The organism is Geobacillus kaustophilus (genome assembly GCF_000948285.1).
Classification (GTDB): domain Bacteria; phylum Bacillota; class Bacilli; order Bacillales; family Anoxybacillaceae; genus Geobacillus; species Geobacillus thermoleovorans_A.
Map to the genome: position 1 here is coordinate 2,511,894 of NZ_JYBP01000003.1, position 14,712 is coordinate 2,526,605.

Annotated in this window: 15 protein-coding genes and 5 pseudogenes; 5 read left to right on the plus strand and 15 right to left on the minus strand. The window is 43.7% G+C overall.

Annotated elements, in window-relative coordinates; genetic code table 11:
• Positions 1-90 precede the first annotated feature (90 nt).
• The 5 genes and pseudogenes from LG52_RS12900 to LG52_RS12920 all read left to right on the plus strand — a co-directional run.
• Positions 91-609: pseudogene (locus LG52_RS12900) on the plus strand (ATP-binding protein); the annotation flags it as partial.
• A 258-nt stretch (positions 610-867) separates the two neighbouring features.
• A complete protein-coding gene (locus LG52_RS20295) occupies positions 868-1,398 on the plus strand; it encodes an IS630 family transposase (protein WP_044731501.1) in 531 nt (176 codons plus the stop codon).
• Complete coding sequence (locus LG52_RS20300; RefSeq protein ID WP_044732256.1) at positions 1,395-1,934, plus strand: IS630 family transposase; 540 nt, start codon at positions 1,395-1,397, stop codon at positions 1,932-1,934. The genes LG52_RS20295 and LG52_RS20300 overlap by 4 nt, the downstream gene beginning before the upstream one ends.
• Before the next feature lie 31 nt (positions 1,935-1,965).
• Positions 1,966-2,205, plus strand: a pseudogene (locus LG52_RS12915) (ATP-binding protein); the annotation flags it as partial.
• A 58-nt stretch (positions 2,206-2,263) separates the two neighbouring features.
• A pseudogene (locus LG52_RS12920) lies at positions 2,264-2,581 on the plus strand (transposase); the annotation flags it as partial.
• A gap of 199 nt (positions 2,582-2,780) precedes the next feature.
• On the opposite strand, the pseudogene LG52_RS21045 reads toward LG52_RS12920, so the two are convergent.
• From LG52_RS21045 to LG52_RS12975, 15 genes and pseudogenes are all read right to left on the minus strand, one after another.
• Positions 2,781-2,939, minus strand: a pseudogene (locus LG52_RS21045) (sporulation protein YhbH); the annotation flags it as partial.
• 185 nt (positions 2,940-3,124) lie between these two features.
• The gene (locus LG52_RS12925; protein ID WP_052523765.1) at positions 3,125-3,505 is read right to left on the minus strand and encodes a hypothetical protein; all 381 of its coding nucleotides are present in this window, start codon (positions 3,503-3,505) and stop codon (positions 3,125-3,127) included.
• A gap of 9 nt (positions 3,506-3,514) precedes the next feature.
• Positions 3,515-3,988 carry a type II toxin-antitoxin system HicA family toxin gene (locus LG52_RS12930; RefSeq protein ID WP_156135642.1) on the minus strand — a complete coding sequence of 158 codons (474 nt, stop codon included), beginning with the start codon at positions 3,986-3,988 and terminating at the stop codon, positions 3,515-3,517.
• A 140-nt stretch (positions 3,989-4,128) separates the two neighbouring features.
• On the minus strand, positions 4,129-5,577 hold the full coding sequence (gene tnpC, locus LG52_RS12935) for an IS66 family transposase (RefSeq protein ID WP_044730464.1): 1,449 nt from the start codon (positions 5,575-5,577) through the stop codon (positions 4,129-4,131).
• Positions 5,578-5,645: 68 nt separating this feature from the next.
• Positions 5,646-6,314 (minus strand): peptidoglycan-binding domain-containing protein, encoded by a 669-nt coding sequence (locus LG52_RS12940; protein ID WP_231584465.1) that lies wholly within the window; start codon positions 6,312-6,314, stop codon positions 5,646-5,648.
• Between the two features lie 116 nt (positions 6,315-6,430).
• Positions 6,431-6,577, minus strand: a pseudogene (locus tag LG52_RS20615) (sporulation protein YhbH); the annotation flags it as partial.
• Positions 6,578-6,610: 33 nt separating this feature from the next.
• Positions 6,611-6,784 carry a hypothetical protein gene (locus LG52_RS20305; protein WP_011230059.1) on the minus strand — a complete coding sequence of 58 codons (174 nt, stop codon included), beginning with the start codon at positions 6,782-6,784 and terminating at the stop codon, positions 6,611-6,613.
• 263 nt (positions 6,785-7,047) lie between these two features.
• Positions 7,048-8,103: an RNA-guided endonuclease TnpB family protein gene (locus LG52_RS12945; protein WP_014195023.1), complete on the minus strand. Its 1,056-nt coding sequence runs from the start codon at positions 8,101-8,103 to the stop codon at positions 7,048-7,050.
• Between the two features lie 177 nt (positions 8,104-8,280).
• Positions 8,281-8,529 (minus strand): DNA-binding protein, encoded by a 249-nt coding sequence (locus LG52_RS12950; RefSeq protein ID WP_044730433.1) that lies wholly within the window; start codon positions 8,527-8,529, stop codon positions 8,281-8,283.
• A gap of 254 nt (positions 8,530-8,783) precedes the next feature.
• Complete coding sequence (locus LG52_RS20850) at positions 8,784-8,912, minus strand: hypothetical protein (protein ID WP_269430039.1); 129 nt, start codon at positions 8,910-8,912, stop codon at positions 8,784-8,786.
• 127 nt (positions 8,913-9,039) lie between these two features.
• On the minus strand, positions 9,040-9,735 hold the full coding sequence (locus LG52_RS12955) for an N-acetylmuramoyl-L-alanine amidase (RefSeq protein WP_044730429.1): 696 nt from the start codon (positions 9,733-9,735) through the stop codon (positions 9,040-9,042).
• Positions 9,732-10,145, minus strand: coding sequence for a phage holin family protein (locus tag LG52_RS12960; protein WP_044730430.1), 414 nt, complete (start codon positions 10,143-10,145; stop codon positions 9,732-9,734). The genes LG52_RS12955 and LG52_RS12960 overlap by 4 nt, the downstream gene beginning before the upstream one ends.
• Positions 10,146-10,368: 223 nt before the next feature.
• Positions 10,369-11,823 carry a hypothetical protein gene (locus LG52_RS12965; protein WP_044732259.1) on the minus strand — a complete coding sequence of 485 codons (1,455 nt, stop codon included), beginning with the start codon at positions 11,821-11,823 and terminating at the stop codon, positions 10,369-10,371.
• Between the two features lie 20 nt (positions 11,824-11,843).
• The gene (locus tag LG52_RS12970; RefSeq protein WP_052660922.1) at positions 11,844-13,910 is read right to left on the minus strand and encodes a phage tail protein; all 2,067 of its coding nucleotides are present in this window, start codon (positions 13,908-13,910) and stop codon (positions 11,844-11,846) included.
• Between the two features lie 49 nt (positions 13,911-13,959).
• Entirely contained in the window at positions 13,960-14,709 is a 750-nt protein-coding gene (locus LG52_RS12975; RefSeq protein WP_044732260.1) for a hypothetical protein, read from the minus strand.
• Positions 14,710-14,712 lie beyond the last annotated feature (3 nt).

Consider the following 14,712-nt stretch of genomic DNA (forward strand, 5'->3'; position numbering starts at 1 on the left):
GGAAATGGCGACCACCATTTCGCCTGTTTCGGTGGAAGTGGATACTCGTCCATTGTCCGTTTATGACGCATTCCTGCGAGGGGAAAGCTCATGAAAGAACGAATACACGAGTATTGCCACCGACTCCATTTGCCTGTCATGGCGGAGCGATGGTCCGCCATGGCAGAATACGCAGCTACTCATAATATACCATATTCGGAGTTTTTATTCCGCTTATTAGAGGCAGAAATCGTCGAAAAACAGGCACGATCGATCCAAACGCTCATCAAGCTGTCCAAACTGCCATATCGCAAGACGATCGATACGTTTGATTTTGCCGCACAGCCTTCAGTGGATGAGCGTCGGATTCGAGAGCTGCTTACGTTGTCTTTTATTGACCAAAAAGAGAATATCCTTTTTCTCGGTCCACCGGGGATTGGAAAGACGCACCTGGCGATTTCGATTGGAATGGAGGCGATCGTAAGAGGATATAAAACGTATTTTATTACCGCCCATGATTTGGTCACTCAGTTAAGAAGAGCCGACCAGGAAGGAAAGCTGGAAAAAAAGCTTCGTATGTTTGTGAAGCCAACTGTTCTCATTATGGATGAAATGGGGTACTTAAAACTGTATACATGCTCATTAAAAAGGGTTCATCACCAAAAGATGTACTTGAATTTTAAAGACAAACATGATAACAATGTTGCTCAAAGAGACGTATGGTATTAAAAGGAAAAAAGATGTTTTGATTTTCTCAATCATGATCGTCTTTATTTGTCAAGTACACTTTGTGGTGAATAGCCTTAAAAAGTTAACCTTCGTATAACCGATGCACACTCCGGTTATCCTGTTCCTAAGGAAACCTATGGAAAAGGAGCGGGATCATTCATGAAACGTCTCAACATCACCCATGATCACGGATGGACGCCACGGACGCTTCGCAAACAGGAACGGAAAATCAAAAACGCGCTTCTTCGCCAACGGGTGATGGCGGTTCGTTTGGTCATGGAAGGTTATTTGGGCAAAGAGGCGGCCTCCATGGTCAACGTGTGCCGACAAACCGTTTCCCATTATGTGTCGCTGTTCAACGAAGGCGGTCTGGAGCTCTTGCTTCATCGGGATTTCGCCCCTGGACGGGAGCCGTTTCTCACCGAAGAACAGCAGGAAGAGATCAAACAGCTTGTGTTGACCACCACTCCCGCGGAACTGGGCTGGGACGTCGCTTCGGCCTGGAACACCAAACTCCTGCAATCCTATGTCGAAAAGCACTTTGGTGTTTGCCTTTCCCGTGAAGCGCTGCGAAAACTCCTGCACCGTCAAGGTCTGTCATGGACTCGCCCTACGTACACGCTGGCGAAAGGGAATCCGGATGAGCAAAAGCAATTTGAAAAGCAAATGGATTTGATAAAAAAAACTTGATCACCAAGGAGACAGAAGATGCCGTTCTTCTGTACATCGATGAAACGCATATCCGCTCTTATCATGTCTTGCGATCCACTTGGTCCGAGGTCGGCCGTCAAAAACGTGTGCCGACATTCGGCCATCATGCCCATGTTTCGGTATTTGGCGCGGTGAACGTCCACGATGGGGACATCGTGCTTCACCAAACAGAAACCGCCAACGCCGCGACGTTCTTGGATTTCTTGCGCCTGCTCAAAGAGCGGCATCCCAACCGGATCATTGCGCTCGTCTTGGACAATGCCCGGATTCATCACGCTCGAATGGGGAAGGACTTTTTGCGAGAAGAAGGACAATGTTTTCATTTCCTGTATCTGCCTCCCTACTCGCCGCAGCTCAACCCGATCGAGCGTTTGTGGAAATGGCTGAAGGATACGATGATCGCCAACGCCTTTCACAAAGACCGCCACGAGATCGTGCAAGCGGTTCAACGATTTGCTCATTACATTCAGGAACGCCCGGAGGAAGTGTTGCGGCGCTTGGGGTGTTCCGCGTAATCGAAAAGTTAACTTTTCAAGGTGCATTTATATGGACCCGAACAGCGCTCATTACTTATTTCAGGTCGTCGCCCGTCGGTACGAACATGCCCCGATTATCCTCACTTCCAACAAAAGCTTTGGGGAATGGGGAGAAATCGTGGGAGATTCGGTTTTGGCGACAGCGATGTTAGATCGATTACTGCATCATTCTATGATTTTCAACCTAAAGGGGGAAAGCTATCGATTACGGGAAAAAAGGCTCCAACAAGAAAAACAGAAGGATCCATGAGGTCCTTCTGGGGAATTTTAAACCGGCGATTTTGGGGAAAAAATAATCGGCCTTGACATTCACGGATGAGATTGATGTCAAAAAGCCAGAACGAGTTGCGGTATTGGGCTATTTATTTCTCTTGGCCTTGGCCATTTACCGCGTCTTTCAGCGCCGGGTGCGTCCGTTCATCACACCGGAATGCCCGTTAAAGGGCGCTGGAGGCCGCAAGCTGACTCGACCGACGGGGCAGGCGATTTTTCAGCTGTTTCAATATGTGAACGTCGTCCTGTTCAAGCTGCCGGATGGGCACATCCAACGCTCACTGGATCGCTCACTCACCCCTGAACAGCGAAGGATTCTGCAGGGGTTAGGGCTGGATGAGAGCATTTATGTGCAACGTCATACGGAACGACCAGCGATGGTAAAAAAAGGATTACCATCGCTCGTCGTGTTGGTCGAAACGTGATTCTGAAAAACTAAATAAAAAATCCTTTCTTTCTACCCTGTTAGGGTGCGAAATGTGAGTATTTATATAAAAAACGAACAGAAAAAATGCTCCCAGCGTGTTCATAATCCTTAAAAAACCCCCTGCATCACGCAAGGGGGCATACGAGCATTTTATTTTCTTCTTTGCGGAAAAACGTCTTCATCGCGTGAAAGACGTCTGATTTTTGTTTAAGGATATAGTAGCGAAACTTTTCATCTTTAATGTTTTTATAAGCAGACATAAGCGTTGAATGGCTGTTGTACTGATACAACTATACACCCTATACACATTGGCCATCGAAAGTAAACTTTTTAACAGGTTAGTAACGCCTTGACTCATTACTTTTCTTAACGAGATGATAACTTAAAAACAACTTTAAAAACAAGGCGGAGCGATCCGCCTTTTCTTTAACCAAAATAAGCGATAATTAAACCCTCGACAAACAACGACCTACACTTCTTCCAACTGAACCTGCTTACAAATAATTTTTAGCAGCGGCTCTTTATAATCAAAGGTATAGATATGAAAATGGTCAAATCCACTTGAATTTACTTCTACATTTTCGAAGCGAATAATGGTAAACAAGCTATCAAAATGGAGATCATCCCTTGACATTTCTAGTATTGCCTTTTTTATTTTGTACTCCACAGTCAGGCAATCCTTAAAATGCAACGCTAATGTTCTATTTTCCTCTCTATTCTCCTGTGTATCCCAATAATAGTCGATTGTTATAGATAAATCTAACGGATTGTTCCATTTCATATCCGTTATAATGCTATCCGTGAAGTCAAAATGATCTTTGATCTCTCTATAATTGTTGGCGATAATCATTTTATTCACCTACTCTCCAAAATAAAAATGCGTCAAATCTCTTAATTCTTTTCTAGTAGCGCTAGAAGGAAAGTTACCGTTTTTGTCCAGATAATTCCCAGACTTGTTTTGCACTCTGAAGTAAGGCGTTCCTTCCCCTGGGCTTGCATGAATACGTACTACCATCCCTGTGTTAGGATCTGTAAATATAGTGGCCGAACCACTTTTTCTACCACCAGGTTGCACCTCCTTTTCCCATCCTTGTTTTTCAAGATATTTAATCAATTCATATGGACTAGTATTTTTGGCAAGTTGTTCAAGGTCAGAATATTTTCCGAGTATTTTCCCAAAAGAATTTATTTCACCGAAAAATTGCAAGTCCATCTTTAACAATAGTTTTTCACCTGTTTTACCTAGTTTAACTCCTCCGTTAACCACTTTACCACTCGGAATAAAACTTAAAGCCGCGATAACTTTATCAATTGTATTAGCATTGGGATCCAATAAAGTTTTAATATCATCCCCGATGATAAAATCAAATCCTAGTTTAACAATTTCCTTTAAAGATTTTGTAACTATTCACCCCGATGCTAGTGTGTAAAGTAGCCCAGCAGAAATAGGGCATTTCTGTCATAGAAAATGCCCTACGTAGCGGAAAGAACACGATCTATCGTTTCGCCTGTCAACAGAAGACACAACGAGTCCCACACGTTTTTTTCGTGCTTGGTGAGTGTGGAAACGATGCTCCTTGCGATGCAAAACGACTGCGCGAACGTTTCCTGACGAAATGTACCCGAGATGTTCTCTTTGACTTTGACCATGCGAAGATCCCGTTCGGCTTGGTTGTTGTCAAAGGGAACGTGGGCTTCACGCAAAAAGCGCAGCGCTTCTTCCTTTCGTTTTTGAAGTCGCCGAACGAAGGAGAGCGCTTTTTTCGGCAACGGTGTCATCCCTTCCAACTGATGGTTGGCTTTCTCGAGTATGCGATCATACACGTGCTCCCAACGTTTCGCTTCTTCTTCAGGAAGAAAGCCACCATGTTGTTCGACCACTTGTTTGGCATTTAATAGAAACGTGGTCATCCGTTTTGCCCATGTATGCCCTTGTTCGATGAATCCTTTCAAGTCACGTAAATGATGGGCATGACAAAGGGCATGTGTGGCTTCGGTGTATCTCGGGTATGTACCGAATGCATCATGCATCATCGTTCCTTTATATCGTGGAAGAATCCCGATTTCATCGGTTGCTTTCTTTCCACGAGAAGCGTGAGGAGCTAAGTACGTATATGCGGATGTACAGGCGACATGAACCCAGGCCTGTTTGCCATCGATCCGCAAGCTCGTTTCATCGACATGCAAGATGTCCGATTGAAGCAATGCTTCCTCGATGATGTCCATGTTTGGTTCGAGTGCTTCGCGTCCTCGTTTGACCATATTGACAAGTGTTCCTGTGCTGATCGGATGTTGATATAGCTCTTCCATCATGTCACGTAAACGTTGATATGGAATCATTTGTATGTTGTATAAATACACGACAAGCGCCGTGATCCGTGGACCATATTGCACATGATTGGTGACGTGTGATGGGAACTCGGCTTGTTGCACGCATCGGCAATGTGGACATGATTTCACTTCGCGTTCATGTTGTGTCACTTCCATCGTCACGGGAGGCAGATCAAACACTTGACGGACATCGACTTTGAACGGTTTTACGTCACGCAAAGAAGACCCGCATCCTTGACACGTATCTACGCGATGGACGACACGATGATGTGGATGTTCCACTTGACGGAGCGTCGTTCCCTCATGTCCCTCCCGTCCGCCAGGCTTTTTGCCAGACGGCTCGCGGGAGGAACGCTTTTTCTCAAAACGGTCAGAAGATGGGGGCAGATGGCTATTAGAGCTGTTTTTTTTCGTGCGTGCTTCCAGCTCTTGAACGCGATACTTCAGTTGTTCATTTTCTTTGCGTAGCTGTTTGTTTTCTTGACGCAAATGTTCATTTTCTTGAATGAGTTGATGAATGAGCTGTTTTTGTTGTTGGACTTTGCTGATTAAGCTTTCAACCGTAAATACAGCTTGTTGTACCGTCAACATGCGATTCACCTCCTTGTCTATCAATATTCACATCATAGACAGGAAAACCAAAAAATATTCAGCTCACTTTATGAGGTGGCTGAATAGTTACAAGATTTTATCACTTCTCCCCACGTAGAATCTTTAGAATGAACCTTATTTTCCAGTGCTTTATACTTATTTTCAATAACCGTCTTTTTATCATAATAACTTTTTTGTTGCAATATATGTTCAATAGTGCTGTAAGTGATTTTACCAGCTACCCCATCGACTTCTAATCCATTTGCTTTTTGAAAGCTTCTCACAGCTTCTGTTGTTTGTTTACCATAAACACCATCAATTGTCCCAATGTTATACCCCAATCGCTGAAGCTTATCCTGCAAATCTTTTACGGCTTGTCCCCGATTTCCTTCTCTAAGTATTTGACCTGTCCAATGATCATCGTTACTTGGTGAGTTTGATCGGGACGCTGTCATTTGTGCTCTGACATACTTTTGCAGAGCCTGATAGGTTTGTTTTCCTGCAATTCCATCTGCTGCGATTCCAACCTTCTTTTGAAATTCCTTCACGGCTTTTTCTGTATTGGCTCCATAAATCCCATCAATGCCCCCTGGGTTGAATCCAGCTTTATAAAGCCAAGACTGCAAAGTTTTCACATAATCGTTCCTGTCTCCCCTCCTCAATGTTTGCCCATTCCATAAGTAATTCGTATAGTTCGACGGATAATAGATTCTACCAGTGCCGTCTACAACGTACATCATTTGTCCCCCTTTTAACACTCACATTTTCCAATCTTAATAATAACAAATTATTCCAGGTGAGAATGTCGAATTTTGTCTGGGAATCAAAAAAACCCCTTACTCGAAGCAAGGAGCTACACAAATGTTTTCTTTTCTTCTTTTCGGAAAAACGTCTTCATCGCATGAAAAACGTCTGACTTTTGCTTAAGAATATAATACCGAAACTTTTCATCTTTAATGTTTTTATAAGCAGACATAAGCGTTGAATGGCGGTTGTACTGATACAACTATACACGCTATACACATCGGCCGCGCTATCTATAATCCATCATATGCTCCAAAGCCTCTTCAAAAAACTCACACGCCGCGACGATCCCCTCGGCAAAAGCCTGTTCCACAACGTCTTCTGTTTCCATTTTAGCATATTCCCTTTTCTGATCAGCGACAAAAGCGTGTAGAACAAGCAGTTTTACTATTAATTTATCCATCGCGTTCCCCTCCTCATTATTGATCCCGGAGTTTCAGCCGCGCACCGGCTACCTTTATGTCAGAGTACGGCTGCTGGGGTTGTTGCGGTTGTTTCAATGATCTTGACACTCCGCACGCCTAAAGGCGTGGGATTCTTGGGTCGCTCACGTCCTCATCCATTTCTGGTTCGGACAACGCCCAAGTTCAGGGGTGTGTCATCACCCCATCCCATCGGGTTAGGATGTACCCCCATGGGCGGCGCACCTGTGACCAGTGCGCTAGGTTAGACGGCGAAGCCCGAAATCGCTTTGGCGATGTTGATGGCGCCATTCAAGTCGGCGTGGAGAGTGTATCCACACCTTTGGCATCGAAAGCGGATGCCGTTTCGGTTCGCTTTCTCTCGATAACCACATTTACACGTTTGGCTCGTGTAGGTTGGATTCACCCACTCAACGCGAATGCCCGCCATTTCCGCCTTATAGGCAATCATCGTTTGCAGTTGATGAAACGCCCAAGCATGAAGGCTTCGCCCCGCTTCTTTGGCCGATGTTGCCCGCTTGCGAATCCCCGTCAACTCTTCCATTCGAATCACGCCAACACCGTTGGCGAGCGCAAAATTCACGATTTGACGGCTGATTTTGTGATTTTGATCCTTCATCCAGCGGGACTCTTTACGGCCGATTTTGCGAATCATATGGAGCTTCTTGGCTTTTCCTAATCTCCTTCGCAAAGCCGCATATCGTCGGCGTACAAAGGCGCATTGGTTCCCTTTGAAAAACCACGATTTCGTTCCCACGCTGGCCACAGCGATATAGCGAAGCCCAACGTCAACGCCCATCACCTTTGTTTCGTGCCGCGGCTTCACGTCAAAGGTGATCGCGATCGCCAAGTACCATTTCTTTCTCTTTTTGTAGAGCTTGGCTGCCCCTTGTTTAGCGGTTCCATCGAGCAGCCGATTCAGCCATGCTTCTTGATAGGGGCGCGTGACGACCGGCACGCCAATTCGCTTCTCCAGTGTGGGGAAGGAAACCGTGTAGAACTCTCCTTTCTTTTCCACCTTCACGTTTTGATTGTTAAAGCAACACCATAATGTTCGAAACTTCTTTGTTTTCTGGTTTTTCTTTTGGGACTTCACTTCTCGAATCGTCTGATTCACGACAGCGGAAGGAAACCGCTGCGACGAAAACTCTTTAAATAGTTTGCTCGTCGCTTGATTCAGCTCGGGATGATTCAACAGCCAATTAGCAAACGCGGTATTCACTTCTGTCATCCGTTCATACATGCCCTGTTTCACTTTCGTTGGGTTGTGCAGCTCCAGCCTTAGTGTGATGGTCGGCATGGATTCACCTCCTTGCGACGATTACATGATACCGCTTTTTTCATCATCATTCAATAATATGAAGAAAACGGCTCGCTTTCATCCCACCCCTCAAGGAGCGGGCTTTCTCGCTCGCTGATCTGTAAATCCATGCAAAAAGGCGGAGCGATCCGCCTTTTTCTCTGTTGTTTATTAGACTCATTCCACATCATACGGTCGGTATTTCTTGCGCAGTTCCTTTAGCTCTTTGGAAAGGGATTCCACATCAGTCCGAAAAAACAGCTTGTCTTTTTGGAAAATTTTAATTGGTGTTATTCTTCCTGATTCCATTAACTTGCTAAGTCGTTGATATGTCACTCCCAAGATCTCCATTGTTTCAGCGACCCCGAGGACTTCACTTTTAATGAAGTCCTCGAGTTCTTTTTTTGATGCAAAGTGATATGACACGTTCACTTCCCCCTCATCTGTCGCGAAAATACGAGACAACATAAGCAATACCTGCAATCCCCCATACAACAATAACGATCAATAACACGGTATCCAATACTCTGAGATGTCTAAAGTCAGTGGTCATTAAAAAACGTACGGCAACAAACGCTAACAAGACGTTGGCGATCCAAGCTAATTTTGACATACACTTCGGGAGATGATAATATTTTTATACAGAAGCCCTTCCCGAAGGTCGGGCTTCCGTCTTTGGTTTATTTGCGACGTTTCTTTTTGGAACGTCGCTTTTTCTTTTGGCTTCGTCCTTCTAGAAAGGCAATAGCCGCTAGGACGAAACCAGCGATACTGCAAAGTTTCTCGATGATGTCCAGCCACTTCATCATCTCCCTGTCGTTCACCTCCTTTCTGATTTTATTATAACATATCTATTTAAATATTACAATAGATAAAATAAAAAATTTTCTATTTCAGTTATTTTTTATATCCCCTGCCGTTTGGCAGGGGAAACAATCAAACAATCACGGCTGGATAGCCTTGTCCCTTCAATTCTTCTGCCAGTCGTTCCGCGTTTTCTCGGTCACTGAATGCGCCAACTTGCACGCGATACAATTTTCCGTCAGACTCTTTTTGTTGTTTTTGTGGTTGTGGTTTTGCTTTTTGCGGCAATCCTAAAAACTTCGCGACACCGCGCGCGTGAGCTTCCCCAACTGCTTTGAGGAATGCCTCATTTTTCAAGTATTTTGCGTCATTGCTGTCTATGAACAAGTTTTCAGTTAAAACAGCAGGCATTTTCGTTTCCCGAAGAACGGCATAATTAGCCCGTTTTTTGCCTCGGTCTGTAATTGCTCCGAATCCCCGCATTGCGAATAAAATTTCGCCATGCAACACGTTTTGCAAAGCGATTGTTTGAGAAGAAACACCGCCGTTGTAAACATAGCTTTCAAACCCAGTTCCTTTTCCAGCGTTGATATGCACGCTGACAAATACGTCTGCTCCCCAATCGTTCGCCATTTTAGCTCGCTGGCTCAATGTTAGTGTTTGATCTCCTGCACGGCTGACACGCAGCTCAAATCCAGTGTAATTCTCAAATAGGTGATCTACGGCATACTCAACGATTTGGTGTGTCAAGGTCTTTTCCTGCAATCCGTTCGCGACCGCTCCCGGATCACTGCCGCCGTGTCCTTTGTCCAAGAAGATTTTTTTCATTTCTTATCGCCCTCCTTACTTTTTCCTTTCAACACTTCGACTGCCTGCATCAAACGATCTGGAACAGGCACTCCCATTCTCCCAACGTTTTCAAAAATGCTCAGCAATTCATTGGCCATATAAAAAACGATAGTCGCATCGCGGAACATATTTTTTGTTCCAAGTGCGCTATCGACCAAATGAGCCAGTGCAACCATGACAAAAATCATGACCTTCTTAATAATGCCTTTGAATCCAATTTTGCTTGATAACGTTTTTTCTGTGTAACCAGCAGCCAATCCGCTCCCGTAATCAATCACAACCATCCAAAATAATACGAGTAGCAGCCCTGTTGACTCGCCAAATAAATACCCAACCGCAGCCCCAATCGCAGCCGCGCCGATTTTGTAGATCGCATCGAGCCTCTCCATTCGTTTCACCTCAATTATAAAGCGGATTATAAGGTGGCAAAATGAAACCATACGTAAATACTAAAAATCTGTTTGATGTAAACGCGCGTTTCCGTTTGGTCCTTTTCCACTTGGTCTAATCGCTCGTCTAGCCGCTCATACTGTATTTCTAGTTTTTTACTTTGTCTTCTAAAATGTCTACGCGGTTGTCCATTATTCGCCCCTCCTTTACCTCGCCCCGTTATTAAAAGCTATCTATATAAAGGTCATAAGTTAATTTCATGGTGTTTGTGTTTGTTTTGGTGACAGGGCTAGGCAATAGGTTTCGAGCGCCTATAAATCCTAACGGCCGTATAGTAACGTCGCGTTTCGTGTAATCATTTCCGCTCGGTCCCGTCGTTTTTATATGGCGTATTTCTATAAATTGTTTTTTCGTCGGGTCGTATGTTATGGCAGACCAATTATCTACATATGTTCTAACCGGTGTATTTTTCGATAAACCTAACATTGTGCGGTCAACAAAATATGTGTACCCGTCTACCGTTATCGCTAACATATCTAAATCCGGTATATAGTGCATACCGCTACAATATTTTTGATAAACATAAACGGACTCCGGCTGGATCACTTTAACGTCTAGCGGGTTCACTAAATCATTGATGTTATAGCGATTTATTTGCAAATTGTCCAAATAGCTTGTACGCGATTCTATATAAACGTCCTGCCCTGTAATAGCGAATAGGTCAAACAAATAGCTGCCATAGTATCTACTGGTTTGGGACGTTCCCGGTATATTTTTTGGTGATCCATTTTGCCCAAAACAATAAAGATTGCTACCGCTTACCAAATAAATATCCCCGTTCGGCGCGATTTCAAAGTTTTCGTAGTTCGAGCTAGTATTTAATGTCGCATATACTTGGCCGTTTGTAATCGTCCGGGCCGGGATATTCAAGTCATAAACTAAAATAGCTACTTTATTCGTTTGTGCTTCTTTCCCCATAAAATACAATTTCCCGTTTTTTACTTTTGCCGCTACATTATTGACAAACAAATATCCATTTGGCGCGGATATTTGAAGAAATTTTTTTCCTACAACCGCCCCGGACCCATTTTCGTTATAATTGTAATTAAAATAAACACTTTGAAAAGTTCCGTTCGCTGCATGTGTCGGCCAATCATAAACTAAATGAATATGTTGCGGTTCTATAAAACTTTCTGCGGTGTTTAACGATCCCCGTTTAGTATCACTACCTACATATGTGGTATATCTGCTTGCATATCCAATGATACGCCCCCGCATAATAATTTCGTTTTCTGGATCCTCCGGGCCGTCATAGTCTGTTAATACAATCCAACTCATGGGAAAATTGCCGTAGGTAAGCCATGTCATATCTAAATTTTTAAATACAACATCATATTTCGCTAAATCATATAGCGGCCCTCTATATACAATATTTGACCCGGACGTTTCTACAAAATCAGTAAGAAAAGCAAATAAAGCGGCTTGTCGTTGAAGTTCCTCCATCGTTTTGGCTATAAAGTTTTCGCTTTGTACTTTCTCGATCAATTTTCCGGTTAAAGTGTCAAATAATTCGATAGTATGAACGCCTCTAATACCTTTTAGCGGCTTTTCTTTTGTTATTTCGATTGCTTCGCCGGTCAAAAAATTCCGTTTAAATGCTTTACTTTTTCGGATCATGTTTTTTTACCTCCTTCATTTTATTTTTTTGTTATGTTAATTGTTTCGTGTGTTGTTACGGTTTTTTCAAAGTCTAAATTACGATGTTGTTCTATGTTCAATCTATCCGGGACGGTCATAACAATGCTTACCGCTTCGCGTTTTTTGATCGTCGAATAGTTTGCTTTATTAAATTTATAAATTTCCGCTAGGCTTGGCCGCGGTATTTCTGACGATAAGCCGCCTAATAAGTTTTGGGCATAAACAAACATTTGCAGCCCGTCTTGTGGTATGGAAATAGTACCGGTATCCGTGAAAATCTGTACCTCTAGCATACCGTTGCCGCTTGGCATTTGCGCGATGATAAATGGTAGTCCTATGCTATGCCAACCGGCCGGCATATATTGTTTAATTTGCGGCCCAATATACGACCCATTCAACATTATTTTAACCGTGATAGTTAGCGCTGTCTGTGCTTGGCAAATTAACATTAGGCCAATTTGGGCGTTAGTGCTGCCAAAATTCGTTATGCTTATTTGCAGCGGAAAAAGCGGGCTTGTACCTATCGTTTTTGCGGCCCCGGACGTTGCAAAAAGCAAATCGGGCTGCGCCGCTTGTACGTCGCTGCTAATACTGTCGTTAGAAATGTCGCCTAATCCCAGCTCTAAAAATCCTAACTCTACCTCATTCCGCCACGGCTCTTGCGGGTAAACTTTCATGCGTAAAATTCGCGTTGTAACGTCTATGCGTAAATCTTCGTTGAAAATCCGTACATCGTCACCAAGGTAGAACTTGTCCTCTTCAAGCTCTGTAATGGCTGAGAGATCGAGAACACTGACTTGATAGCTGATTCTGGGGAACGCCATTTCTTTCAACATGTCCTCGGCATATCTCTTCAAGTTGCCTGGCAGGATGAACCGTTCATCTTCGAGAATGTATTCTTTTCTGTATTTCTGACGCGCTTCTGAAAGTGGGACACCTTGTGAAACGTACCAATCGTAATTTTCTACATAGTTTTTTCCGTCGTTCACTTCCGCGATCGTTAGGCCGTTTTTTCCATACGGTATAATTACAGTAGCTTCCGGCGGCGTAATGGTCCGCTTTACGCTTTTTAAGTTCTTCCGGTAGCGAAAAGCGGCGCCCCGGTTGCTGCCGATCCGTTTAACCAAATTTATAACGCGGTTCATGCTGTCCCATTGGATTTCTAGGCCGACGATTTTAGCGGTTTGTCGGACCAACCATAAAGCCGTTTTGCGGCTCTCTTTAATGCTAAAAATTTCGTCCTCGTATCCCGGCTCGATGATCCCCACTTTCCACCCGGTACCGGCTAGAATTTTTTTTAATCCATTCCGCAATTCCTCGGCGTTTATTTCGATCGTCGGGAAAGTTTTATTAAGCAATTCGATATAATTTAATTCGGCCGTTACCGCAAAATTAAAGTCCCCGTTGTCTTCCATACCGTCATCTATCTGTGTCACGATATAGCGACGGTTTTTATAAACTAGCTGCGCGTCATACTGTATTAACTTTGTTTTCGGATCATTAAAAGGTATTTCAAAGTACAAAACGGACCGCTCGTTTAAAAAATCATCGGTATAGATGTTTTTTGCGTTCTCTAAATACGCCGCTAGGTTGCCGTTTAGGTCATACGCCCGGATAATGTCGCGGTTAATATTCGATGGGCGCCCCAAAACTTTAAAGCCCTTCGCGTCTTCCCATATAGAAACGCCCAAACTTTTTAAAACCGGCGTTTTCGTGTCGTCCGTGGTCATCAATGTTACGCGGATCATTAAGCTATCAAAATTTTTGAGTGTGTCCGGTAGCGGCTGCCCGTTTTGGACCGTGTACCATTCTAGCCCGTCGTGTGATACTTCAACAATAACCACCGTTCCCGCCGGTGTTTCGCAATCAAAATTTACACGGCTATCCGTCACATTTTTTACAACGTCGTTCGTAATAACGGCGGTCCATGTGCCGATAGTTTGATAAATTCCACCAGTTTGATAACTTTCGAGAATAAGACCGTTCGAAGTTGAAATAAGGTTGTTGGTCGTTCCTTGATTAAATTTCTGTCCTTGAAACAGCTCATTCAATTCAGATACAATCAAACGATCCTCCCTCCCTTCTTTCAAAAATATAAAAAAGAACATCGTCCCTTTATGTTGCGCTGATAATTGTTACTCGGATTTTATCCGTCGTATTTTGAGCATAAAAATACAACTCTTTTCCGTACTCGAGACGGAATTGCTGTCCAGGAGATAGAGGAATCCCTTTTGTACCATCTACATCACTTTCACCGATGTAAATAGGGTTAACGTTTGCTGCGTCAGCAGTAATGATATATTCAACAATTCTCCCTTGTACAGAGGATAGAGATATCACTAACTCACTTGTATTAGCGTTTGTCGCTGACTTCGCTACCGACTTCATGTTGTTCGGTGACACTTTGGTGATTTGTAGTGCAGTCGGTTGGGCAATATTTACATTGATTGGTGTTACACTATCCACTAAGACAGTCGGTTTATTCACAATATCCACAGAACCAATTTTATTGTTACCTGATGGAAGCCCACTTGTAACATTGATATTCACCGGATTCGTACTGTCAACACGAACTGTTGGAGTGTTCGCTATATCCACAGATCCAATTTTGTTCGTTCCAGACGGGATCGGTGCGGTCAAGACACTTTTAAGTGCGTCGTTTTGCAACGCACTTGGTAGTTTCGCGATCAACGCTTTCAACAATCCAATTACTGTTTGTGCTGTAGCTGGATCCGTCGTCGATCCCAACGCTTCAATATCAGCGTTCAATGCCTTCATGAACATGTGCCACTTGGCGCCGTCATAATAAGATGAGGTTAATTTATTATCTAAATCAGTATTTAAACGTCCATTTTGTTGCGGCATATG